The following is a 24,295-nucleotide window of genomic DNA, read 5'->3' as shown; positions in this document are numbered from 1 at the left end:
GGATAACCGCATGACGACCAGCACGACTTACAGCGATTCCACACCCGCGCAACCGACAAACTCTGCCACCCGCGTGGCCACGGCGAGTTTCATCGGCACCGCCATCGAGTTCTACGATTTCTACGTCTATGCCACCGCAGCCGCGCTGGTGATCGGCCCGGTATTCTTTCCGCAGACATCCGGCACGGCGCAGATGCTTTCGGCCTTCCTCACATTCGGCATCGCATTCCTTGCCCGCCCCCTGGGTTCGGCGCTGTTCGGTCACTTCGGCGACCGTATCGGCCGAAAGTCCACCCTCGTGGCCTCCCTGCTCTTGATGGGGGTGTGCACCACGCTGATCGGCGTGCTGCCAGGCTACGACAGCATTGGGGCCTGGGCGCCGATCCTGCTCTGCGTGTTGCGCTTCGGCCAAGGCTTGGGGCTGGGCGGCGAATGGGGCGGCGCGGCCTTGCTGGCCACGGAAAACGCGCCCAAAGGCAAACGCGCGTGGTTCGGCATGTTTCCGCAACTCGGCCCTTCCATCGGGTTTCTGGCGGCGAACGGCCTGTTTCTGACGCTGGCCATGGGCCTGGACGACGAACAGTTCCGCTCCTGGGGCTGGCGGATTCCATTTCTGCTCAGCGCCGTACTGGTGATGGTCGGACTGTATGTGCGCCTCAAGCTCCACGAGACCCCAGTGTTCGCCAACGCCGTGGCGCGCCAGGAACGGGTGAAAATCCCGCTGGTCGAGCTGTTCAGCCAATACTGGCTGCCGGTTTTGTTGGGCGCCGGCTCGATGGTAGTGTGCTACGCGCTGTTTTATATCTCGACCGTGTTTTCGCTCAGTTATGGTGTGGCGACACTCGGCTACAGCCGCGAGACCTTCCTCGGCCTGCTGTGCTTCGCCGTGCTGTTCATGGCCGCCGCCACACCGCTCTCGGCCTGGGCCAGTGACCGCTTCGGGCGCAAACCGGTGCTGATCATCGGTGGCGTGCTGGCCATTCTGTCCGGGTTCTTGATGGAGCCTCTGCTGACCCAGGGTTCGACCTGGGGCGTAGCGCTGTTCCTGTGCATCGAACTGTTTCTGATGGGCGTGACCTTTGCGCCGATGGGCGCGCTGCTGCCGGAACTGTTTCCAACCCACGTGCGCTATACCGGCGCCTCCGCGGCCTACAACCTGGGCGGCATTGTCGGGGCTTCGGCCGCGCCGTTCTTCGCGCAGAAACTGGTGGCGATGGGCGGTTTGAGCTATGTGGGTGGATACGTGTCCGGGGCTGCGGTGTTGAGCTTGATTGCGGTGCTGTGCCTGAAAGAAACGCGCAATAACGATTTGAATCGTATCGACTGACAGACCGCTTTCGCTGGCAAGCCAGCGCCCACAGGTTCAGTGTCGTACCACTCTATTGTGATCGACACCGGCCCTTGTGGGAGCTGGCTTGCCAGCGATGGCGTGCACACTGGCAACACGCATCCCCCAATTTTCCCCCTCCCGCTGGCACCTCGCTCTACGCGTAACAGTATATCCCCGCTATACTCATCGGCTTTTCCTGAATAAATGCCAATAGGGTCCCGCCGCGCATGGATAAGACCTACCAGCCGCACGCCATTGAAACCTCCTGGTACAACACCTGGGAGTCAGAGAATTACTTCGCCCCGCAAGGCGCGGGCGAGTCCTACACCATCATGATCCCGCCGCCGAACGTCACCGGCAGCCTGCACATGGGTCACGGCTTCAACAACGCGATCATGGACGCCCTGATCCGTTTCCGCCGCATGCAGGGTCGCAACACCCTGTGGCAGCCGGGCACCGACCACGCCGGTATCGCCACACAGATGCTGGTGGAGCGTCAACTCGAAGCCCAGGGCCAGAATCGTCACGATCTGGGCCGTGACAAATTCCTCGAGAAAGTCTGGGAATGGAAGGATCAGTCCGGCGGCAACATCAGCCGCCAGATCCGCCGCCTCGGCTCATCCGTCGACTGGAGCCGCGAACGCTTCACCATGGACGACGGCCTGTCGGAAGCGGTGAAAGAAGCCTTCGTACGCCTGCACGAAGACGGCCTGATTTATCGCGGCAAGCGCCTGGTCAACTGGGACACCAAGCTGCACACGGCGATTTCCGACCTCGAAGTGGAAAACCACGACGAAAAAGGTTTCCTGTGGAACCTGAAATACCCGCTGGCCGACGGCGCCAAGACCGCTGAAGGCAACGACTTCCTGATCGTCGCGACCACTCGCCCGGAAACCATGCTCGGCGACTCCGCCGTCGCGGTTAACCCGAACGACGAACGCTACAAAGCCTTGATCGGCAAATACGTCGAGCTGCCGCTGGTTGGCCGCCGCATCCCGATCATCGCCGACGATTACTGCGACCCTGAATTCGGCACCGGCTGCGTGAAAATCACCCCGGCCCACGATTTCAACGACTACGAAGTCGGCAAGCGTCACAACCTGCCGCTGCTGAACATCTTCGACAAAAATGCCAGCGTCCTGCCAGCCGCCCAGGTGTTCAACCTCGACGGCACGCTGAACGAAAGCATCGACGGCAAGATCCCGGCCGAATACGCCGGTCTCGACCGTTTCGAAGCCCGCAAGCAGATCGTGGCCGCGTTCGAAGCCGCGGGCCTGCTGGTCAGCGTTGACGATCACGCCCTGAAAGTCCCGAAAGGCGACCGCTCCGGCACCATCATCGAGCCGTGGCTGACCGACCAGTGGTACGTATCCACCAAGCCTTTGGCCGAGCCTGCCATTGCCGCCGTCGAAGACGGCCGCATCCAGTTCGTGCCCAAGCAGTACGAAAACATGTACTTCTCCTGGATGCGTGACATTCAGGATTGGTGCATCAGCCGTCAGCTGTGGTGGGGCCACCGGATTCCGGCCTGGTACGACGAGTCGGGCAAGGTTTACGTTGGCCGCGACGAAGCCGAAGTGCGCGCCAAGCACCACCTCGGTCCGGATGTTGCGCTGCAACAGGACAACGACGTTCTCGACACCTGGTTCAGTTCGGGCCTGTGGACGTTCTCGACACTCGGCTGGCCTGAGCAAACCGAATTCCTGAAGAAATTCCACTCCACCGACGTGCTGGTGACCGGCTTCGACATCATTTTCTTCTGGGTTGCCCGGATGATCATGCTGACGATGCATCTGATCAAGAACGAGGACGGCACGCCGCAGGTTCCGTTCAAGACCGTCTACGTGCACGGCCTGGTGCGTGATGGCCAGGGCCAGAAGATGTCCAAGTCCAAGGGCAACGTCCTTGACCCGCTGGACATCATCGACGGTATCGAGCTGGAAGAGCTGGTCAGCAAACGCACCTCCGGCATGATGCAGCCAAAACTGGCGAAGAAGATCGAGAAGCAAACCCGCGAAGAGTTCGCCGAGGGCATCGCCAGCTATGGCACCGACGCCCTGCGTTTCACCTTCTGCTCGCTGGCATCCACCGGTCGCGACATCAAGTTCGACATGGGCCGCGTCGAAGGCTACCGCAACTTCTGCAACAAGATCTGGAACGCCGCGCGCTACGTGCTGGACAAGGGCGAAGACTGCGGCCAGAACGGCGAAGCCTACGAACTGTCCCTGGCCGATCGCTGGATCATTTCGCAGCTGCAACGCACCGAAGCCGAAGTGACCCGTCAACTGGATCAGTTCCGTTTCGACCTCGCGGCGCAAGCGCTGTATGAGTTCATCTGGAACCAGTACTGCGACTGGTACCTGGAACTGTCCAAGCCTGTGCTGTGGGACGAGAACGCCCCGGTTGAACGTCAGCGCGGCACCCGTCGCACCCTGGTTCGCGTACTGGAAGTGGCCCTGCGCCTGGCCCATCCGTTCATGCCGTTCATCACCGAAGAAATCTGGCAGCGCATTGCGCCGCTGGCCGGCATCGAAGGCAAGACGATCATGCTGCAACCTTGGCCGGTGGCCAATGAAACACGCATCGATCAGGCCGCCGAAGATGACATCGAATGGCTCAAGGGCCTGATGCTCGGCACGCGTAACATCCGTGGCGAAATGAACATCGGCCCAGGCAAACCGCTGCCGCTGTTCCTGAAGAACGTCAGCGCCGAGGATCAGCGTCGTCTCACTGAAAACGAAGCGTTGCTGAAGAAACTGGCACGTCTCGAATCGATCACCGTTCTGGCTGCCGGCGAAGAAGCGCCATTGTCGGCGACCGCGCTGGTCGGCGAGATGGAAGTGCTGGTGCCGATGGCCGGCCTGATCGACAAAGGTGCGGAACTGGCGCGTCTGGACAAGGAAATCCAGCGCCTGCAAGGCGAAGTGCAACGGGTTGGCGGCAAGCTGTCCAACGCCGGCTTCGTCGACAAGGCACCGGCTGAAGTCATCGAGAAAGAACGCGCCAAACTGGCCGAAGCCGAACAGGCTCTGGGCAAGCTGGCGGAGCAACACGCGCGGATTGCCAGTCTGTAACGGCACATCGCAATGAAACAGGGAGGCCCGGGTGGCCTCCCTTTTTTATGCCGCCCCTTTCTCCCAAACACCCAAAAATCGCTGTCGGCAAGCTGGCTCGCGATGAGTGCATCACATTCAACTTTGGTATCGCTGACAGACCGCTATCGCGAGCAGGCTCGCACACCGCGGGCTTTCGGTGACCCGCACAGTTGAGCTCACAACGGCCGGATGTGGGACAATACCCGCCACTTTTAGCCACGCCCGAATCGACCACCCCCATGACCGCCCCCCGCACTCCCAAACCTGCGCGCCAAAAGCCTGAACCAACCAAGGCAGCCAAAGCCGTCGAGCCACGCGAGAAGGCCAGCCTGCATCCGCGCAATCGCCACCAGGGTCGCTATGACTTCCCGGCGCTGATCAAAACCACGCCGGAATTGAAGCAGTTCGTGATCACCAACCCATACGGCAAGGAAAGCATCGACTTCGCCAGCCCGGATGCGGTGCGCGTGTTCAATCGGGCACTGCTCAAGTCGTTCTACGGCATCGCCCATTGGGACATTCCAGCCGACTACCTGTGCCCGCCGGTGCCGGGACGTGCGGATTACGTGCATTTTCTGGCCGATCTGCTGGCCAGTGGCAATGATGGCGTGATCCCGCGTGGCGCGGCAGTGAAGGTGCTGGATATCGGCATGGGCGCCAACTGCGTGTATCCGCTGATTGGTCACAGCGATTACCGCTGGCAGTTCCTCGGCTCGGAGATCGACGCCACCGCCATCGCCGCCGCCAAAGCCATCATTCAGTCCAACGGCTTGAACAAAGCCATTCAGATCCGTCAGCAGAGCAACCCGAAACAGATTCTGCTGGGCCTGCTCGAAAGCGCCGAGCGTTTTGACCTGACTATGTGCAACCCGCCGTTCCATGCGTCTCTGGAGGAAGCGACCCGAGGCAGCACGCGTAAATGGCGCGCGCTGGGCAAGGCCGATCCGAAGCGCAAACTGCCGGTGCTGAATTTTGGCGGTCAGGCGGCAGAGTTGTGGTGTGAGGGTGGCGAGGCAAGGTTTGTCACGCAATTGATCAGCGAAAGCGCGCAGGTGGGGCAACAGGTGTTGTGGTTCAGCACATTGGTGTCGAAAGCCTCGAACCTGCCTGCGATCCAGACAGCCCTGAAAAAAGCTGGCGTACTGGAAAGCCAGGTGGTGGAAATGTCCCAGGGGCAAAAACAGAGCCGTTTCGTCGCCTGGACGTTCCAGACCAAGGCGCAGCAACAGGCCTGGCGTCAGGCGCGCTGGGTCAAGGCTTCAACGGAGTAACCGGACATCGTTGCGACTTGTCTTGGTGCAAGTCGTTGTCGAGGACAAAAAAACCGTGCCCGAACGACTCCGGCGCACGGTCTTTTTATCAAGCCTTACTTGCTTACAGCATCAGCGCTTCGCTGGCCTGACGATCTCTTTGAATGTACAGCCGCGCACTTCTTTGTTATCGCAGTAATACCGTGAATTCCACTCTTCCCACGATCCGCCGGTATCAATACTCGCGACGGTCCCTTCCCTTTTGAACTTCATGTCCACCGCGCCGCCATTCTGCAGCCTGTAACCACAGCGCTGGACCTCACCGATGACGGTCCCCTCCTCGACATCCTTGTGAGGCATGAATATCGCCAATTCGAATTCACCCACCGGCCCCTGGCCGCCTTGAGACACACCGTACCATTCGCCATCGCCGCTGGCCGTGGGCGCTTTGTAAATACCCGGGGCCAATTCCCTGATGTCTGAAGGGCTTGGGCAGTATTCCGTGACCTCTGCCCAGGCATGACCAGACAACAGAATCGAAATGCACATCACCAACTGTTTAAGTTTCATAGAACGTCCCTGTAACTAACAACCAGAATTTAGTTTTTAGCTTTTACGCAAAGCCAAGCGCGAAACCCGATCGATACTACCGATCTACGGCACACACTCAACTATCAGTTCCGTAGGAAAGTTCACTTCATAGACCAAGAAAACTGACTTATTTAACTCACACTGAAAAAACTGAAGCGACGCTTAACCAACAAGTCCATAAATTCATTACCAGAAACATTAAATGTCCGGGAATAAAACGTACTTCAGTGAAATAAACAAAGTGTTACATAGATCTACCTTGCGCAGATCATTCTGGCGGGCACAAAAAAACCGTGCCCGGATTGCTCCGGCGCACGGTTCTTTTAACAAGTCTTACTTGTTGACAGCGTCGGTCAGGCCTTTGGCCACAACCAGCTTGATCACTTTCTTGGCAGCGATTTCGATGGCAGCGCCAGTCGAAGGGTTACGGCCAGTACGGGCAGGACGCTCAGTCACTTTCAGCTTGCCGATACCTGGCAGAGTGATTTCGCCGCCGTTTTCCAGCTGATCGGCAACGATTTGGCCCAGTTGGTCCAGAGCGTTACGCGCGGTGGTTTTTGGCGCGTCGATAGCTTCGGCGATGTCGGCGATCAGTTGGTCTTTAGTAAGAGCCATTTAGTGTTCCTTCCCTATCAAATTCATATGGATTGCAGAGTGCAGTGTCAGCCATCGAGCCCGATCTTCTGGATCTGGCACCCTCGGCCAAATAACCACGGGATCGGGGTTATAGATACCGAAATCAGGGTTTGGTTCGACCTGACAAATGCTGAATGCACGCTTAACGCAGTGACGTCGCGTAAGACGGGGCAAAACTAGCACAGAGACGGGGAAATATCCGCCTCCAGCTACCCATTTGGTCAGCTTTATTGCTCTAAAACGGGAAAAAATCGCATATGTGCCGCCAGCCACCCTGGAATTGACCTTCGCACCACGCCAAAACCAGTGGTTGCGGTACACTGAGCGCTTTTTCGGGGGAGCACGCCCTCCTCTCTTCAATCAGCCGAGAAACCCATGCCGATCCGTCATTGCATCGTCCACCTGATCGACAAAAAACCCGACGGCACACCTGCAGTTCTCCACGCTCGCGAATCGGAACTGGCCGAGTCCGCAGCCATCGAGAACATGCTCGCCGACCTCAATGAAAGCTATAACGCCAAACAGGGCAAAGCCTGGGGGCTGTTTCATCCGGAGTCCGGGGCCTTTCCTTTCAGCGGCTGGCTGAAGGAATACCTCGATGGCGGCAGGGACTTCACGGCGTTCAGCCGCGTGGCGGTGGAACACCTGCAAAAACTGATGGAGGAATCCAACCTCTCGGTCGGCGGCCACGTCTTGTTCGCGCACTACCAGCAAGGCATGACCGACTATCTGGCCATTGCCCTGCTGCACCACAGCGAAGGCGTCGCAGTGACCGATCAACTGGACGTGACCCCGTCCCGTCACCTGGACCTGGGCCAATTGCATCTGGCGGCGCGGATCAACGTGTCCGAGTGGCAGAACAACAAGCAGTCCAAGCAGTACATTTCGTTCATCAAAGGCAAGAACGGCAAAAAGGTTTCGGAGTATTTCCGCGACTTCATCGGCTGCCAGGAAGGCGTCGACGGGCCGGGCGAAACCCGCACGCTGCTCAAGGCGTTCAGTGACTTCGTCGAAAGCGAAGACCTGCCAGAAGACTCCGCACGCGAAAAAACCAAGACCCTGGTGGATTACGCCAGCAGCCAGGCCAAACTGGGCGAGCCCATGGGCCTGGAAGAGTTGTCGGAGCTGATCGACGAAGAACGCCCTAAAGCTTTCTACGACCACATTCGCAACAAGGATTACGGCCTGTCGCCGGAAATCCCGGCCGATAAACGCACCCTGAACCAGTTCCGCCGCTTCACCGGTCGCGCCGAAGGCCTGTCGATCAGTTTCGAGGCGCACTTGCTGGGCTCGAAGATCGAGTATGACGAAGAGGCCGGTACGCTGATCATCAAGGGTCTGCCCACCTCGCTCACCGACCAGCTCAAGCGACGCAACTGATGCTGGGCAGGGTGTTGAAGAAATGCCTGCTGATCCTGCTGGTGGTCGTGGTCTACCAGAACTGGGGCAAGATCGAGCGCCTGATGGATCCGACCCGGTTGGTGTCCGAGCAGATGCAGCTCAAAGCCAATGTCGTGATCTACAGCACTGACTGGTGCGGCTACTGCAAACAGACCCGGCGCTTTCTCGATCAAAGGAACATTCCGTACAAGGAATTCGATATCGAAAAGGATGCTGTGGCGCGCAAGGACTATGAAGCGCTGGGCGGCGGCGGGATTCCGATCATCAATGTGAACGGAACGCTGATTCGCAAATATGACCCGGATGCCATTCTGGCCGCATTGAAGTAACCCTGCAGGAGCAAGCAAGCGCGCTCCTGCAGGGACTGTCAGGCCGCTTCGATCCGGAAACCGAACCGCGGAAAGTGCACATGCACCAGACCGCCACGCTCGTCTTCGCGACGAAGAATCAATTCCTCTCGGCCGGCAAACAACAATTCACCCGCCACCGGATCGACGCCATAGTCGGTTGCTGCGATCACCACCGGCTGGCCCGCCTTGAAACCATTCGGTTCATCGAACTGCTCGTCCGGCAATGCCGCCGGCGTGGAAGCCCGCGCCACTTGCAACGCCTCTTCGGCGGTCATCTCGTTCGAGGCGCCATGGCCGAACCCCAACACACGGGCATGCCATGCGGTCACCGCCGGATAGTTATCCACAAGCGGAGACGTCACGGGCGTCGCCTTGAGAAACCATAACGAATGCGCCAGGGCGAAGTCGGCAATCGACGGTTCGCCGAACAGGTAATCCCCCTCCTCGCGCTGCAGCTGTTGTTCCAGCCGCGACATGATCGTCGGCCATTGATGCCTGGCCTGCTCCGCCGACAGGCGCGTGGCGCTGCCGCCGCTGAACAGCCCGGCGCGGTCGGCGATAAAGGCCTTGATCGCTTCTGGCGACAAATTGCCGAAGCGCACCGCGATCGATTCCGGCTGGAACACCAGGCTGACCGCATGCTGGAACACCACCGAATCGGCCCAGCTGGCGAAGCTGGCGGTGATCATTTCCTGGCCTTCCGGGAAGAACGCCGGCAGGGCTTTTTCCTGCTCCAGACGACGGGCGATCAACGAAGTGTCGCAATAAATATCCGCGCCGATTTGCAGCACCGGGGTCTTGCGATAGCCACCGGTCAACGCGGTCAGGTCGGGTTTGGGCATCACCGGTGAGATCTTCACCGAGCGCCAGGACAATCCCTTGAAGCCCAGCAGCAAACGCGCCTTTTCGGCAAATGGGGACGTCGGGTAATGATGCAGGATCAACTCGGACATGCTCGGCTCCGCCGCACGAATAGGAATTCGCAGCTTAGCGCGCAATCGGTTAGCGGCCTACAGATCTGCCTGATGGGAACTGATCAGTCAGAGTGATAAGCCGGCGTTCGCGCTGGCCACCAGGCATTCCTTGGCGCTTTTCTTGAGCTTCTTGATCAGGCGCTCCTGCCGCAGCGCTTCGCTTTTATCACGACAGACTTCGGTGTAGACCAGTGCCATGGCAGGGCTCGAAAGAAAGAAGCGTGCCCCTTTGCCGCTTTGATGCTTGGCAAATCGGCGCACGGGATCGTCGCTGATCCCGCAGTAGAGCGAACCATTGGCCGCGCGCACGAGATAGACGAACCAGGGTTTGCTCACCGCAGTGGCGGCGTCGACAGGGCTTTCGCTGGGGGCGTTCACTTAACGATCAGTGCTTGAAGGGGACAAGCCGCGATCTTATCAGCGGCTGGCCTGGAATGCCTTCAAACCCTTCAAGGCCTGAGCACGAACAGCGTTGCTCACCAACGGCGTCCAACCGAGCAGCAGGCCTTTGAAACCCAGCGCCTGACGCGACCACTTCCACAGATCGAAGCTGTCGTGATGCTCGCAAATCTTGCCGTCACGGAAAACGAAACGCGCCTGGATGTCATTGACCACGATGTTGCCGGTCTGACTGAACAGATAGGTCGCCACCCAATGGGCAGCGCCCGTGCGCTCATCGGCGCGGACGTTATCGAAACTCAGGGAGAAATCCTTGGCCCGGGTCGTCAGCATGCGCCACATATCGCTGGCATCGCGGCCGTGAAGCTCACCAAACGCCGGATCGCTGAACACCACGTCATCGGTATAGCAGGCCGCCATGGCCTCGGCATCCAGGCGCTGGAAGGCCTGGTAGAACCGGGTGATCAATGCGCTGTGGATATCACTCATGGGCAGGCTCCCTGTTGTTGCGAAATATGATCGAAAGATGGCCTGCACAATAATCTGCAAATGTGCCGAACACTATGGGCATTCGCCACGAGAATACCGGGACAGCTCGTACGCTGAGCGCCTAGGTCGACATTCCGCTGTCGCGGGCGTAGGAAAAAAGCTCGACATCCGTGGAAATACCCAAGCGGTGCATGGCCATGTTTTTTTGTTTACTGATGGTCGACACACTGCGCTGGAAGTGATTGGCGATTTCGCTGACGGTCATGCCACTGGCCAGCATCCGCACCACCTCGTGCTCTTTGGCCGACAACGGCAACTCGCTCATCTGACTGCCCGTGTCAGCCAGCAGTATTCGCAACGACTCGCTGATGTAGCGTCGCCCCCCACCCACTGCGTTGATCCCCAGGGGCAGTTCGGTCTCCGCGGCGGATTTGGCAACGATGGCCCGTACCCCCTGAGCCAGCGCCGCCCTCGCCGTGGCGACGCTGGTAAACATCGTCAGCACAATGACCGGCAATGCCGGATGGTCGCGCCGAATCGTACTCAACATTTTCAAACCATCGGCCTGCCGCCCTCCCGGCATGGAGAAGTCGGTGATCAACAGATCGCACGGTGTGCTCGAAAGAATGCGCATCAGGCTATCGGTACCCTCAGCCTCTGCAACGACTACGCATCGCCTGGTGGCATTGATCAACATCCGCAACCCGATGCGGACGACGCAGTGGTCGTCAGCAATTACGACTCGCATTGTGGGAGGTCTCCTGCTTGTGATTAAAGGGCGCGGAAATTAACGCCGTTTTCTCCCTCCCACAATGCCTCGCCAAAAGCCGAAAACTGGCTTAGTCAACGTTTCAAGGGCCAGTGTTTTTTGCCCTACGAACATTCAGATTATTCACACATCGCACAACGCAAAAACCTACAGCGGTGAGCTACCAGCGATCGGTGCTTCGTCATCGCCCAATAAAATTTCTCATACACAGAGCCATCGCTTTTCGTATTTGTTGCATTCAAATCGCTGACCACACCCGCCTAAATTGCACCTCAATCGCTGCCCCCCATTTGCCGGTAAAACCAAGAGCTATCACATGAACAAGACATTAAGCGCACTCTGTACTGCATTACTCCTGACGGCAGCTTCGCCGGCTTTTGCCGCCAGCACCGACTTGACCGTCACTGGCGTCATCACCCCAAGCGCGTGCACACCAAACCTGTCCGGGGGTGGCATTGTTGATCATGGCAAAATTTCCGCGAAGGACCTCCGGCCGGACAACCCCACTATGTTGCCCAAGCAAACTTTGCAAATGACCGTGAACTGCGATGCACCGGTTCAGTACTACTTTTCTCCAATCGATCATCGGGCCGGTACTGCCTGGAACACGAGCAGTAGCTTCGGACTGGGCCTGACCAATGCAGGCGAGAAGCTGGGCTCGTTCTACGTTGATGCGTTGAATGTGAACGCGGACGGAGTCGACGCACAGGCTATTGTGTCGGAGGACGGCGGAAAAACCTGGATCAAGGATTACTGGGAAGTCTCCAACCTTTGGGCTGTCGGTGCCATGGGTGACACCAGTACGCCGCTCCCGGTGAAAGACCTGACCCTGGATCTTCAGGTAACCACTGTAATTGCGAGGGGCAGTGATCTGACCCTGACTGACGAAGTGCTGATCGACGGCTCAGCGACCTTGCAACTCAAATACCTGTAACGTCGAATCGTCCGGGCAACGGTTGATTTACACCGTTGCCCGTTCCTCCTGAAGACCCCATTGATACGTCCCTGCTCTTTTGACTATGTGCCTGCACGCCAACGCCCGTTGCGGCCAAAGGTACGGCGCTGCTCGCAACACTTATCTACACACAGGACAGTAGCTTTCGTACTTGTTGCATTCAAGAAACTGATACCAGCCGCTTAAATGGCACCTCAATCGGTGAGCCCCCCCATTTCCGAAATGCCCTGATGCCCCTTGCACCCATGGCCCCGTCGTCATCTGCAAGCTGCCATCCGAGCGGTGCCATCGGCCTTTTCTCGAACCTATCGACGAGACACGTCATGACGATGTTTTTGACCTTCGCGCGCCCCTTGATTCACTGCGGTATCGGCGCGCTCGTTCTGTTGCTGGCCACCCAGGCGCAAGCCGATGGCATGGTCCCGAACACCTCGGTGGTGATCGTCAACGAGGCCGATGGCGAGGCTTCGGTTTCCGTGACCAATACCGACGCCAGCCTGGCGTTGCTGCACGTCACCATTGAAGACATCGAGCAGGACAAGGAATCCCTGGTGTTCGTGACCCCACCGCTGTCCCGCGTCGAGGCGTCGAAAACCCAATTGGTGCGCTTCATCCTGCAATCGGAAAAGCCCTTGGTCACTCAACGCTTGAAGCGCGTGATCTTTGAAGGCATCCCCCAGGGCAGGCCTGCCGCCGACGCCGGGCATGCCCGCGTCGGGGTGACCGTGCGCCAGAACCTGCCATTGATTCTGCACCCCAAGGGCCTGGCGCCCAATCGCATGCCGTGGACCGACCTGCAATGGACGCTACGGGACGGCCAACTGACCGTGCGCAACGAAACGCCTTATGTGGTGCGCCTGGCGCAAGAGCTGCAATTGTTGCCATCCAGGAGCGGTGCTTTGTTACCGCGAACCTATGTGCTGCCCGGCGAGAGCATCAGTGTTCCAGCAATGGCCACGACCGCGACGCAGGTGCGCTTCCTGCCCGCCACCGTCTACGGTTTTGCGGTGCCGCACTACGACGCACCCGTCGAATCCTGAAACGCATCCCCCCAGCGCCCCGAAGAAACGTGGGCGCTGACGAGAGACAGAGCCTGAACCACAGCGTATCGACCAGCACGCTGGCATAAGACAAGTGACCCCCATGAACACTGTATCAACCTACTGTGATGGCGAAGCCATGCCCGCCATTCGGGTGGCCAAGGCTCACGTTCAGCGACCCCGCCCCTGGGCCAAGGTCGTGCTGGGGTTGGCCAATGCACTGGTGCTGACCGACGTCATGGCCGACTCGTCGCTGCTGACTTCGTTCGACAAGAGAACGCTACAACAACGCGGCATCGACCCGGCACTCGCGACGCTGCTGCTACAAGCGCCTCGCTTCACCGCGGGCCGACATCCGGTCACGCTCACGGTCAACGGTCAGCGCCGCGGGCGTGTGGATGTCGCGTTCAGCCGCCAGGGTGACGTGTGCTTTGACCAGGCCCTGCTCGACACGGCAAACCTCAGGGTTCCTGCCCGTACGCAGGACGATCAGCCTTGTCATGACTTCCTCGGCGCTTGGCCACAAACCGTGATCGACCCGGACCCGGCCAGCCTGGGCCTGTCGTTGATCGTGCCCACTGACTCGATCCGCCCGACAACCCGGGACTTTACCGGCTACCAGACCGGTGGCTTCGCCGGTCTGCTCAATTACGACGTCAGCAGCCTGCACAGCCACTTCGGTGATCAGTCGAGCCGTTACATGTCGGCCAATACCGAACTGGGCTTCAACGCCGGCGACTGGATCGTGCGCAGTCGCCAGGTACAGACCCGGCAGGATGACGTGTCGCGCACCAGCCATTTGGCAGCCTATGCCCAGCGCACCTTCGCCAGTCAGCAAGCAGTGCTGCAGGCCGGACAGATCAGTCTCTATAACCCGGTGCTCGCCGGTACGCAGATCACCGGTGTGCAAGTCATGACCGAGCAGGCACTGCGGGTCGAAGGCCAGAACGCGGCGATCGAAGGCATTGCGCACAGCCAGGCGCAGATCGAAGTCAGGCAGAACGGTTCGCTGATTCATTCGACGGTGGTGCCCGCCGGTCCGTTTTCATTGAATGACGTGCGTCGGCTCAACCATCGCTCCGACGTGGAAGTCACGGTCAAAGAAGCGGACGGCAGTGAGCGCAGCTTTACCGTGCCGGCCGCCATGCTCGGCATCGGCCTGCCCGCGCCCGGCTTCTCGCTGGCAGCCGGCCAGGTACGCAGTACAAGTGATACGCAGGATGACACTCCATGGGTGATCAGCGGTGGCTGGAGCGGTGCGCTGGATCCTCAATTGCAGTTCAGCGCGGGCATGACAACCACGGCTGAATATCGGGCGACAGGTTTCAGTCTCGGCCTGTTGCCCTCGACCGCGACACAGATTCAAGCCAGCCTTTTGCGGACAGACGTCGGTGGACGCGCGCCCTCCCGCGGATTGCAGGGCGACCTGAGCGCATCCCATCGATTCGATGACCAATGGTCGATCAATGCCGGCAGCACCTACCGCACCTTCGGTTACCGCGAACTGGAGGATGCTGTCTTCAGCCTCTCGTCAGACAACGGAAAATCCCGTTACCGCGATCGGCAAAGCGTCGCGCTGGCCTGGTCACACCCGACCCTTGGCGCCTTCGGCGGCGGCATGAGTCGCTCGTCTTCATTCGATGGTCAAAGCAGCCGTCGTGCCCTGGCGTCATGGGGCACCAGCATCGGCGGGGTATCCGTTTCGGCAAATGCTGAATGGCAACTCAGCGGCGCGGGCGGCAGCGGTGACAGCGTCTACCTGACTCTCAGCATTCCCCTGGGCGAAAGTCGCCGGGCGCGAACCTGGGTGCGCAGTGCCGCTGGCGAGTACCGCAGTGGTGTCGGCCTGAACGATCGGATTAACGACCGATTTGGCTATCGGATCGGCATCGAACACGACACCCGCGACAAACAGGTGCAGTCCATTGTCGGCGCCTCGCTGCTGCCGCGATACAGCCAACTGGACCTGAGTTACACCCGTTCCGATGCCGAGCGCTCGAGCTATCAGGCCGGCGCCCGTGGCGGTGCCGTATTGCATGGCGGTGGCTTGACGCTGTCGCCTTATCCGGTGCGCGACACCTTCGCCCTGCTGTCGGTCGGTGAGATGGACGCCATCAGGGTCAGCACCCCCAGCGGTCCGGTCTGGACCGACAGTCAAGGTCAGGCGGTGGTCCCGCAGGTCGCTGCCTATGGCCGCAGTGCGGTGGAAATCGATACCCGTTCGCTACCGCGCAACATCGATATCAACAACGGCATGGCCGTGATTTCGGCCGGTCGTGGTGCGGTCGACCGCGTCGAGTTCGGGGTCACGATGACCCGCCGCGCCTTGCTCAAGGTCACCACGAGCCATGGCGCACCAGTGCCCCGAGGCGCGACGGTGAGTACCGAGGACGGCGAGTTCGTGACGCTGGTCCAGGACGGCGGCCAAGTGTTTTTACCCAATGTGCTCGACTTACGCCCGCTGTGGATAACCGCACCGGGGCTTGAGCGCTGCCGACTCGATTTCGAACTGCCGGTCAAAGCCGACGCCGAGGCGTACTACGAAACCGCCGCGGCCCAGTGCCGAGCCCTCTGAGGATCATTTGATGAGCCTGTCCCGCTACTTGCTGCCAGTCCTCGCCCCCCTGACGCTGAGTGCCTTCTCATCCCACGCCTGGGCGCTGCCGGATGACTGTCAGCTCAGCCTCAGCCAGCCCGTGCTCGACTACGGTTTGATGAACCGTGCGATACGCATCGATACAACACCGGTACTCACCTTGGGTGAACGACGCCTGAGCCTGAACCTGAGTTGTGCGCAGCCCACCGACATGAGCCTGTTCTACCGCGCCATGGCGGCGTCCGCCGAGCGCTATCACTTCGCGGAGCACGGTAGTTATGAAATGCGTGTACGCGATGGTGTACTCGATGGGCAATCGGTCGATTTGGGACTGATTTCCACTGTCGGCCAGTCACCGGTGGACACTGCATCGACCCTGACCTGGCGCCCGGAACACGGCATCGCGCCAGTACGCGCCGGTACAGCGGTCCAGGGTCGGAGTTTCTCCGCGCAGATCGAGGTGACTGCCTGGGCTCAGGAACAAGCGATGCGGGTGCGTGAGGCCGTCAACTGGGAAACCACGGGCGTATTCGACGCAGTCGCGGCAGGCCGCTCCCGGGAAGCCATTCTGCGCGCCCGCTTCGCGCCGGGGGCTTGCGAACCGGTGCTGTCCAACGCCGGCCTGGTCGACTTTGGCAGGTTGTCCAAGAGCGATCTGAATAGCGACCAGGACACTCGACTGCCCCCCAAGACCCTGACGCTGCGGGTCGGCTGTGATGCTCCGACCCACTTTGCCCTGATCATGCACGACAACCGCGCAGGCTCGGCGACGGTCAACAGCGAAATCTACTACGGCCTGGCCTTCGATAACCGTGGCAACAAGATCGGCCTGTATTCGTTGAACGTCGATCCGGCCGACGCCAGCGCCGACAGCTTTGCTCGCCTGTACCGAACCGACTCGACCACCACAGGCGCAGCCTGGAGCACGGCCAGTTCACGCCCGATACCCATCGGCCAGAAAAGCTACCTGGGCTTTACCGACATCGCTGGCAGCACCGCAGGCCCGGTTGCAATTCAGAACCTGACAACCGGCGTCACCGTCGAGGCCGTCATTGCGCCCGCCTCAAGCCTGGACCTGAGCACCGCCGTCCAGCTCGACGGCTCGGGAACGCTCGAAATTATTTACCTGTAACACCCAACCCACCTTGTTGACCCCGGGGCGCAATGGAGCGCCTTGGGCGAATCAAGGAATCAACCCGCGAAAAGGAAAAAAATGAAACAGTATTTCATCGCCCTGTCGACTGCCGCTCTGGTCAGCGTTGCACCTTATGCCCTCGCGTCGTCAACCGACCTGACGGTCACCGGTGTCATCACCCCGGCTGCCTGCACACCGACCCTGTCCAACGGCGGTGTCGTGGATAACGGCAAGATCTCGGCGAAGGATCTCGATCAAGTGCGCGAGACGTTGGTCGGCACCCATCCACTGCAATTGTCGGTGTCATGTGATGGACCGACTCAGTTTGCATTGAAACCCGTCGATCACCAGGCCGGTACGGCCGCTTTGACAAGCTGGTTCGGCCTGGGCTTGACCAGCGCGGGCGAGAAACTGGGCTGGGTTCGAGTCAACGTCAAAAACGCCGTGGCAGACGGCGTGGCGGCACAGGCCATCGATTCCGACGACGTGGGTAAAACCTGGAAGGCAACCTGGGTAACAAGCCCCGGATACCTCCTGTCAGTCGGTTCCACCACTGACGTAAGCATCCCGCTGTTCGTGAAAGACCTGACCATGGATTTCGAGGTCAACACCAACATCGCCCGCGCCGACAGCCTGACCCTGACTGACGAAGTGGTCATGGACGGTGCCGTGACCTTTGAAATGACTTACCTCTAACCCCCCCGACGCTGAACCACTCGCAGCGTCCGGGCAAGTGGTTCAGCTCACACCGCCATCCTCGGCGCCTTTGGCAAAGGGAATGGCAAATAACCACTGAAGAGCAGCATCAGCCATTATGAAGAAGTATCTCGCAGCACTTTCCGCCAGCGCACTGATCAGCATAGCGCCCGCCGCCCTCGCGGCTTCGAGTGCCGACCTGACGGTCACTGGCCTCATCACACCACAGGCTTGCACACCGAGCCTGTCCAATGGCGGCGTCATCGATAACGGCAAGATCTCCGCGAAAGATCTCAACCCGGACACCAACACCCTGGTGGGAACCCATCCGTTGCAATTAAGCGTGACCTGCAGCGCTCCCATCGCGGTAGCCCTGTATGGCATCGACAACAAGGCCAGCTCATCTTTGGCCGACAACTACTTCGGCCTGGGATTTACCGACACGGGTGAAAAGATTGGAATCTTCGGGGCCAGAATCATAAGCGCCACGGCAGACGGCTCAACCATAACGCCCATACGCTCAACTGATATCTCCGCGCCCCGTCCATGGTGGGAACCCGCGCACCTTATGGGCAAAGGTGAGTACACATCGGTAGGTACCGGTGTACCGGGCGGCAGACACATCCCGAGCCCCGTGCAAAACCTCACGATGGATCTGGACGTCGATACTTACATCGCTCCAGCCAACAGCCTGACCTTGACCGACGAAGTCAAAATAGACGGTTCCGCGACATTTGAATTGACCTACCTGTAAGCCCCTCACACTGAATCACTCCCGGCGTCAAAGGGCGTGATTCAGTGCCCGATTCAGACTTTTTCGCTTTCCACCTGCACATACAGCGCACGACCGGCCCCCAGGCCGGCAACGATCGCGCCCAGGCCGATGACCCCGAAGATCCAGCCCACGGCAGACCAGCCGCCGGTCCAGTCATGCACGATGCCCACTGCGAACGGCCCCATGGAGGCCAGGGTATAGCCGAATCCCTGGGCCATGCTCGACAGGTTCGCCGCCACATGGGAGTCCCGCGAGCGCAGCACAATCAAGGTCAATGCCAGGCTGAACGTGGCGCCCTGCCCCAGCCCCAACACGATCGCCCAGCCCCACAAACCGTCGATCGGCGCGTACAGGCAACCGAACAAGCCGCCGAGGGTCAAGGCCATGACGATCACGATGGCCATGCGCTGATCCTTGCCGCGCGTGGCCAGCCACGGTGCGGCCAGCGAGCTGACCAGTTGCACGATCACCGAACCCGACAGCACCAGACCGGCCTGGGTCGGTGTCAGGCCACGGCCGATCAGGATCGACGGCAACCAGCCGAACACGATGTAGGCCAGGGACGATTGCAGGCCCATGTACAAGGTCACTTGCCAGGCCAACGGGTCACGCAGCAGTCCGCGAACGCGATAGGCGACGTTGTGCGCACCGTGTTTCTGGCCGACTTGCGGCAACCAGAACACGGCGGCAACCAGTGCCGGGATCACCCAGAAACCCAGGCCCAGGGCCCAGCTCTTGTCGAAATGCTCGCTCAGCGGCACCGTGGAACCTGCGGCCATGGCTGCGCCCAGACACAGGGCCATGGTGTAGACACCGGTCATGGTCCCGGCCTGTTTGGCGAAGTCACGCTTGACGATGCCCGGCAGCAGCACGCCGATCACACCGATGCTGGCACCGGCCAGCACGCTGCCGGCAAAGAGGCCGATCTCGCCAAAGGAGCTGCGCAGAATGATCCCCCCGGCCAGGGTCAGGAGGATGCCCAGCACCACCCGCTCGGCGCCAAAACGTCGCGCCAGCAGCGGAGCCAGCGGCGCGAACAGACCCAGGCACAGGACCGGCAAGGTGGTCAGCAAACCGGCCTGGGCCGCCGACAACCCGAGACTTTTCGACACGTCGCTGAGCATCGGCGCCATGCTCGACAGCGCCGGGCGCAGGTTCAGTGCGACCAGAATCAGGCCCAGCAGCAACAGCCATGGCCGGCGCAATACCGGGTGAGTCTGCTGGACTTGCTCATCATCGGCTTCGGCATCGATCAGCAGCTCTTCCAGCTCCGCCATGCGTTTGGGTTGAGCGGTGTTGCCTGGATCGCTGGTCATGGTGTTCTCGGTTTCAAGGTTCATTGATCAACTGCCTCGACAAGGCTTTGGCCCGCTCCGGGTTACGTTGCTCGACCGCATCGAGCAACGCGATGTGCAGGTCGAACACTTCCTGTCGGCGCGGTGTGATGTTCAGGCAATGCCGTAGCTGAGCGCCGACCACGCTGGAGAAGTAGCGATACAACTCGCTGAGGGTCGGGTTGTGCGCGGCGTCGACCAGACGGCGGTGGAACACCAGATCGCAGGCGATGTAGGTATCGAGATCGCCGTGATAGTGACGGCCGCTCACCCCCAGCGCCTCGCGTAACGCCAACAGGTCTTCATCGGTGCGACGCAAGGCCGCCAGGCCGATGGCCTCGACTTCGAGGATGTGCCGGGTTTCCCGGGCCTGCTCAAGGGAGCAACGGGACAACGCCTTGAGCGTGTCCAGTGGATCGGCCACCGCCCGCAAATAACTGCCGTCGCCCTGGCGGATCTCGATCAGCCCGGAAAACGCCAGCACACGCATGGCTTCACGTACGGTGTTGCGGCTGATACCCAGCTCGGCGGACAGCTCGGGCTCGGTGGGCAAGCGCTGGCCCACCACCCAGGTACCCTGGTTGATACGCAGGCGCAACTGATCCAGGGCCTGATCGACCAGGGATCGTTTAACTAATGGAGAGATTTCAGACATTGGATTCGCCCTGTCATCCAATCATAGGATGAATTTACCGACATGTTAGTCAGCCTCGCCCAATCGGGCAAGCCACTACCTATCGCGTCCCACCCTGAGGCCTGAAGCCACTTTAAGGCAGTCTATTCCTAGTGACTGATAGTGATTTCCCACCAATGCCACACGAAAGAGCTGACATCCAAAAATGAGACAGACCATCAGACTTTCGGACTTTGAACGCGGGCACTTTCGCTCGAATGTCTAAAGGGAATGGGAGCAGCCTATGGAAGAAGTCATTTTTGGCAAAAAGCACAGCCGCCGTTTTTTACTGGAAAAGAATCGGCAACTGCTCGTTGTACGCAGTCAGGCCGGGAGGAAGCTTGATGAGACGTTACGCTGCGAAAAAGCTCGACAGGCATTGGCCAACAGTGAGTTGGTACTTCACATCGAGGACGCCGACGTTCAGCTATTCAAACTGCCGGACAATTCAGATATCCCCCAATGCAAGGCGTTACTACGCGAGTTACCAGACGTGCGCTTCGCTGGCAGCGCCCTGGTCGATCCTCATACCCAAGAACCTGTTTTCTACACCGAAAACATCTTCCTGAAATTCGTCGATCGGCTCGCTCCGACAGAGTGCCTGGTTATCCTCGATGAGTTGGGTCTGACCATCAAACAGCAGGTTCCCTACGCCACCAATGCCTTCTTCGTCCATCACGCGCATTGTCGCGGCACTGAAGTCTGCTCATTCACACTTCAATTGCTCGAACGTCAGGATGTCGACTACTGCCACCCGGAAATACTGCGCCCGGGGCAACGCCGAGCGATCCATGACAACCAATGGCACCTGAAGAAAACCACCGTCACCTATCAAGCGCAGGTCGATGCCAGCGCCAATGTCGAGGCAGCCCATATCTTGGCCCAGGGTGAAGGCATAGTGATAGCGATCATCGACGATGCCTTTGATATCGATCACCCTGAGTTCGCCGGTACCGGAAAAATCATCGGAGCAAAAAACTTTGACCGCCTTAACGCCCGTCAAGGCCCTCGGCCGAAAAACCCTCTTGAGCGCCACGGTACTGCAGCCGCCGGTGTTGCATGCGCCAATGGTGAAGCCGGCGCCAGCGGCGTGGCCCCTCGAGCCAGTCTCATGCCGTTGAAACTGACCAAGCCACTAGGCGCCAGGGCCGAAGCAGACGCGTTTTTCTGGGCCGCGGACCAAGGGGCCGATATCATTTCCTGCAGTTGGGGGCCGCCGGAAGGACATTGGGCTGACCCTACCGACGCGCGGCACTCTCAGGCGTTTCCGCTGGCCGCGAGCACCCGCCTGGCCATAGAGTACGCCGCGACCAAAGGCCGCCAAGGTAAAGGCTGCGTCATCTTTTTTGGTGCCGGCAACGGCAACGAGAGCGTGGACAACGATGGCTATGCCAGCCATCCCATGGTGATTGCTGTAGGTGCCTGCAATGATCAAAATCGTCGCAGTGCCTACAGTGACTACGGTAAAGCACTGTGGTGCTGTTTTCCCAGCGGGGACCAGCCACACCCGGATCCAAAGTTCAAACCCGCCACCTCAATCCCCCAGACCCGAGGCATTCGAACCACGGATCTGAGCGGCAGGTTTGCCGACCCGATCAATGCTGCCTATACCGAATTGTTCAGCGGCACTTCCAGCGCCTGTCCTGGAGCCGCGGGCGTCGCAGCTCTGGTACTGGGGGTCAACCCGGCACTGGACCGCGAGCAGGTTAGACACCTCCTCGCCGATTGCTGCGACAAAATCAGCCACGCCGACGACGGCCCCCTAGGTCAATACGATCAAAACGGCCACAGTCATTACTACGGTCATGGTCGCCTCAATGCCCTCCGAGCAGTGCAATTGGCACTGGAACGCGGCAAAACCGCAGACTGACCCGCACCCATAAAAAAGCCCCACCGATCAATCGGCGGGGCTCTTTGCGACAGTCACTGACCAATCAATGCAGGATCTGGCTCAGGAACAGCTTGGTGCGGTCGTTCTGTGGGTTGTCGAAGAAGTCGTTCGGCGCAGCCTGTTCGACGATTTCGCCCTTGTCCATGAAGATCACGCGGTTGGCCACGGTGCGGGCGAAGCCCATTTCGTGGGTGACGCAGAGCATGGTCATGCCGTCTTCGGCCAGGCCGATCATGGTGTCCAGCACCTCTTTCACCATCTCGGGGTCGAGTGCCGAAGTCGGTTCGTCGAACAGCATGATTTTCGGTTTCATGCACAGCGCACGGGCAATCGCCACACGCTGCTGCTGGCCGCCGGACAGTTGCCCCGGGAATTTATGCGCCTGCTCCGGAATGCGTACGCGCTCCAGGTAGTGCATGGCAATTTCCTCGGCCTTGCGTTTGGGCATCTTGCGCACCCACATCGGCGCCAGGGTGCAGTTCTGCAAAATGGTCAGGTGCGGAAACAGGTTGAAGTGCTGGAACACCATGCCGACTTCGCGGCGGATCGCTTCGATCTGCTTGAGGTCGTTGGTCAACTCCACGCCATCGACCACGATGCGGCCCTGCTGGTGTTCTTCCAGACGGTTGAGGCAGCGGATGGTGGTGGACTTGCCGGAACCCGACGGACCGCACAGGACGATACGCTCGCCCTGCTTGACGTTGAGGTTGATGTCCTTGAGTACGTGAAACTGGCCGTACCACTTGTTTACGCCCTGCATCTGAATAATGCCTTCAGGGCTCACAGGCTGTTTGATTGCTTCGCTCATAAAAGAACTCCTAACGCTTGTGGCCAGTGTCGAGCTTACGTTCCAAATGCATGGAGTAGCGGGACATACCAAAACAGAAAATCCAGAACACCAGGGCTGCGAACACGTAGCCTTCGGTGGCCATGCCCAGCCATTTCGGGTCGGCGGCGGCTTGTTTGACGCTGTTGAGCAAGTCGAACAGGCCGATGATGATCACCAGGCTGGTGTCCTTGAACAGGGCAATGAACGTGTTGACGATGCCGGGAATCACCAGCTTCAGGGCTTGCGGCAGAATCACCAGGCCCATGCTGCGCCAGTAACCCAGCCCCATCGCCGCGGCGGCTTCGTACTGACCTTTGGGAATGGCTTGCAGACCGCCACGCACCACTTCGGCCACATAGGCCGACTGGAACAGGATCACGCCGATCAACGCTCGCAGCAGCTTGTCGAAGTTCATGCCTTCAGGCAGGAACAACGGCAGCATCACCGAGGACATGAACAGCACCGTGATCAGCGGCACGCCGCGCCAGAATTCGATGAAGGTCACACAGACCACACGAATCGCCGGCATGTTCGAGCGACGGCCCAGGGCCAGGACAATCCCCAGCGGCAACGCACCGGCAATACCGACGGTGGCGATCACCAGGGTCAGCATCAAGCCGCCCCATTGGCTGGTCGCCACGTTGGTCAGGCCGAAGAGGCCGCCATGTAACAGGAAGTAGGCAATGATCGGGTACAGCACCAGGAAGCTCAGGCCATACACTGCTTTACGGTGAAAGCGCGAGATGAACAGCGGTGCCACACCGATGACGGCCAGCCACACGGTCAGGTCCACGCGCCAGCGCAGTTCCGGCGGGTAGTAGCCGTACATGAACTGGCCGAAGCGCTGCTGGATGAACACCCAGCAGGCGCCCTCCTTGGTGCAGTCGGCGCGAGTGGTGCCGACCCAGTTGGCGTCGAGGATCGCCCAATGCAGGATCGGCGGCACCACCAGGTAGATCAGGTAGAACGCAAACAGGGTCAGCAGGGTGTTGAGCCAGCTGGAGAACATGTTCGCGCGCATCCACGCCACCACACCGATGCTGCTGCTCGGAGGTGGCATGTCGGGTTTGAAAGTATGAGTACTCAT

Annotated in this window: 22 protein-coding genes; 12 read left to right on the top strand and 10 right to left on the bottom strand. The window is 59.8% G+C overall.

Annotated features, from left to right (window positions below):
* Window positions 1-10 precede the first annotated feature (10 nt).
* The 3 genes from ACX3YD_RS04640 to rlmF all read left to right on the top strand — a co-directional run bounded on the left by ACX3YD_RS04640 (window position 11) and on the right by rlmF (window position 5,696).
* A complete protein-coding gene (locus tag ACX3YD_RS04640) occupies window positions 11-1,327 on the top strand; it encodes an MFS transporter (RefSeq protein WP_458959355.1) in 1,317 nt (438 codons plus the stop codon).
* Between the two features lie 230 nt (window positions 1,328-1,557).
* Complete coding sequence (locus tag ACX3YD_RS04635; RefSeq protein ID WP_458959354.1) at window positions 1,558-4,404, top strand: valine--tRNA ligase; 2,847 nt, start codon at window positions 1,558-1,560, stop codon at window positions 4,402-4,404.
* A gap of 260 nt (window positions 4,405-4,664) precedes the next feature.
* Window positions 4,665-5,696 (top strand): 23S rRNA (adenine(1618)-N(6))-methyltransferase RlmF, encoded by a 1,032-nt coding sequence (rlmF, locus tag ACX3YD_RS04630; RefSeq protein ID WP_458959353.1) that lies wholly within the window; start codon window positions 4,665-4,667, stop codon window positions 5,694-5,696.
* Window positions 5,697-5,807: 111 nt separating this feature from the next.
* On the opposite strand, the gene ACX3YD_RS04625 is transcribed toward rlmF, so the two are convergent.
* Window positions 5,808-6,245, bottom strand: coding sequence for a DUF3757 domain-containing protein (locus ACX3YD_RS04625; protein ID WP_458959352.1), 438 nt, complete (start codon window positions 6,243-6,245; stop codon window positions 5,808-5,810).
* Window positions 6,246-6,599: 354 nt separating this feature from the next.
* Entirely contained in the window at window positions 6,600-6,881 is a 282-nt protein-coding gene (locus ACX3YD_RS04620; protein ID WP_007905514.1) for an HU family DNA-binding protein, read from the bottom strand.
* A 396-nt stretch (window positions 6,882-7,277) separates the two neighbouring features.
* Here ACX3YD_RS04620 and yejK point away from each other — a divergent pair, with 396 nt between their 5' ends.
* Both yejK and ACX3YD_RS04610 read left to right on the top strand, forming a co-directional pair.
* A complete protein-coding gene (gene yejK / locus ACX3YD_RS04615; RefSeq protein ID WP_047532779.1) occupies window positions 7,278-8,282 on the top strand; it encodes a nucleoid-associated protein YejK in 1,005 nt (334 codons plus the stop codon).
* Window positions 8,282-8,632 (top strand): glutaredoxin family protein, encoded by a 351-nt coding sequence (locus ACX3YD_RS04610; protein WP_090464824.1) that lies wholly within the window; start codon window positions 8,282-8,284, stop codon window positions 8,630-8,632. The genes yejK and ACX3YD_RS04610 overlap by 1 nt, the downstream gene beginning before the upstream one ends.
* 38 nt (window positions 8,633-8,670) lie before the next feature.
* On the opposite strand, the gene ACX3YD_RS04605 is transcribed toward ACX3YD_RS04610, so the two are convergent.
* The 4 genes from ACX3YD_RS04605 to ACX3YD_RS04590 form a co-directional block, all read right to left on the bottom strand.
* Window positions 8,671-9,606: a glutathione S-transferase family protein gene (locus ACX3YD_RS04605; RefSeq protein WP_458959351.1), complete on the bottom strand. Its 936-nt coding sequence runs from the start codon at window positions 9,604-9,606 to the stop codon at window positions 8,671-8,673.
* Between the two features lie 87 nt (window positions 9,607-9,693).
* Window positions 9,694-10,005, bottom strand: coding sequence for a GIY-YIG nuclease family protein (locus ACX3YD_RS04600; protein WP_103403876.1), 312 nt, complete (start codon window positions 10,003-10,005; stop codon window positions 9,694-9,696).
* Between the two features lie 39 nt (window positions 10,006-10,044).
* Window positions 10,045-10,515 carry a nuclear transport factor 2 family protein gene (locus ACX3YD_RS04595; protein WP_047532787.1) on the bottom strand — a complete coding sequence of 157 codons (471 nt, stop codon included), beginning with the start codon at window positions 10,513-10,515 and terminating at the stop codon, window positions 10,045-10,047.
* Between the two features lie 121 nt (window positions 10,516-10,636).
* On the bottom strand, window positions 10,637-11,263 hold the full coding sequence (locus ACX3YD_RS04590; RefSeq protein ID WP_090464829.1) for a response regulator: 627 nt from the start codon (window positions 11,261-11,263) through the stop codon (window positions 10,637-10,639).
* A 337-nt stretch (window positions 11,264-11,600) separates the two neighbouring features.
* On the opposite strand from ACX3YD_RS04590, the gene ACX3YD_RS04585 reads away from it, so the two are divergent.
* From ACX3YD_RS04585 to ACX3YD_RS04560, 6 genes are all read left to right on the top strand, one after another.
* Window positions 11,601-12,218, top strand: coding sequence for a DUF1120 domain-containing protein (locus tag ACX3YD_RS04585; protein WP_458959350.1), 618 nt, complete (start codon window positions 11,601-11,603; stop codon window positions 12,216-12,218).
* Between the two features lie 344 nt (window positions 12,219-12,562).
* Entirely contained in the window at window positions 12,563-13,279 is a 717-nt protein-coding gene (locus ACX3YD_RS04580; protein ID WP_458959349.1) for a fimbria/pilus chaperone family protein, read from the top strand.
* A 103-nt stretch (window positions 13,280-13,382) separates the two neighbouring features.
* Window positions 13,383-15,854, top strand: a complete 2,472-nt coding sequence (locus ACX3YD_RS04575) for a fimbria/pilus outer membrane usher protein (protein WP_458959348.1) — start codon at window positions 13,383-13,385, stop codon at window positions 15,852-15,854.
* A gap of 10 nt (window positions 15,855-15,864) precedes the next feature.
* On the top strand, window positions 15,865-17,007 hold the full coding sequence (locus ACX3YD_RS04570; protein WP_458959347.1) for a DUF1120 domain-containing protein: 1,143 nt from the start codon (window positions 15,865-15,867) through the stop codon (window positions 17,005-17,007).
* Window positions 17,008-17,088: 81 nt separating this feature from the next.
* Window positions 17,089-17,706 carry a DUF1120 domain-containing protein gene (locus ACX3YD_RS04565; protein WP_458959346.1) on the top strand — a complete coding sequence of 206 codons (618 nt, stop codon included), beginning with the start codon at window positions 17,089-17,091 and terminating at the stop codon, window positions 17,704-17,706.
* Window positions 17,707-17,824: 118 nt separating this feature from the next.
* Window positions 17,825-18,460 (top strand): DUF1120 domain-containing protein, encoded by a 636-nt coding sequence (locus tag ACX3YD_RS04560; protein ID WP_458959345.1) that lies wholly within the window; start codon window positions 17,825-17,827, stop codon window positions 18,458-18,460.
* A 53-nt stretch (window positions 18,461-18,513) separates the two neighbouring features.
* Here the strand turns inward: ACX3YD_RS04560 and ACX3YD_RS04555 are convergent, their stop codons facing one another.
* Window positions 18,514-19,821 carry a CynX/NimT family MFS transporter gene (locus tag ACX3YD_RS04555; RefSeq protein WP_458959344.1) on the bottom strand — a complete coding sequence of 436 codons (1,308 nt, stop codon included), beginning with the start codon at window positions 19,819-19,821 and terminating at the stop codon, window positions 18,514-18,516.
* A complete protein-coding gene (locus ACX3YD_RS04550; RefSeq protein WP_458959343.1) occupies window positions 19,811-20,470 on the bottom strand; it encodes a FadR/GntR family transcriptional regulator in 660 nt (219 codons plus the stop codon). The genes ACX3YD_RS04555 and ACX3YD_RS04550 overlap by 11 nt, the downstream gene beginning before the upstream one ends.
* A gap of 262 nt (window positions 20,471-20,732) precedes the next feature.
* On the opposite strand from ACX3YD_RS04550, the gene ACX3YD_RS04545 reads away from it, so the two are divergent.
* Window positions 20,733-22,358 carry a S8 family peptidase gene (locus ACX3YD_RS04545; RefSeq protein WP_458959342.1) on the top strand — a complete coding sequence of 542 codons (1,626 nt, stop codon included), beginning with the start codon at window positions 20,733-20,735 and terminating at the stop codon, window positions 22,356-22,358.
* 64 nt (window positions 22,359-22,422) lie between these two features.
* Here ACX3YD_RS04545 and ACX3YD_RS04540 read toward each other — a convergent pair whose 3' ends face one another.
* Together ACX3YD_RS04540 and ACX3YD_RS04535 are read right to left on the bottom strand one after the other, a co-directional pair.
* A complete protein-coding gene (locus ACX3YD_RS04540; RefSeq protein WP_003171943.1) occupies window positions 22,423-23,187 on the bottom strand; it encodes an amino acid ABC transporter ATP-binding protein in 765 nt (254 codons plus the stop codon).
* A 10-nt stretch (window positions 23,188-23,197) separates the two neighbouring features.
* The gene (locus tag ACX3YD_RS04535; RefSeq protein ID WP_458959341.1) at window positions 23,198-24,295 is read right to left on the bottom strand and encodes an amino acid ABC transporter permease; all 1,098 of its coding nucleotides are present in this window, start codon (window positions 24,293-24,295) and stop codon (window positions 23,198-23,200) included.

The sequence above is a fragment of the Pseudomonas fluorescens group sp. PF-1 genome (assembly GCF_054481335.1).
Note: the sequence above shows the minus strand (reverse complement) of the source record. Positions and strands in the feature narration are given on the sequence as shown.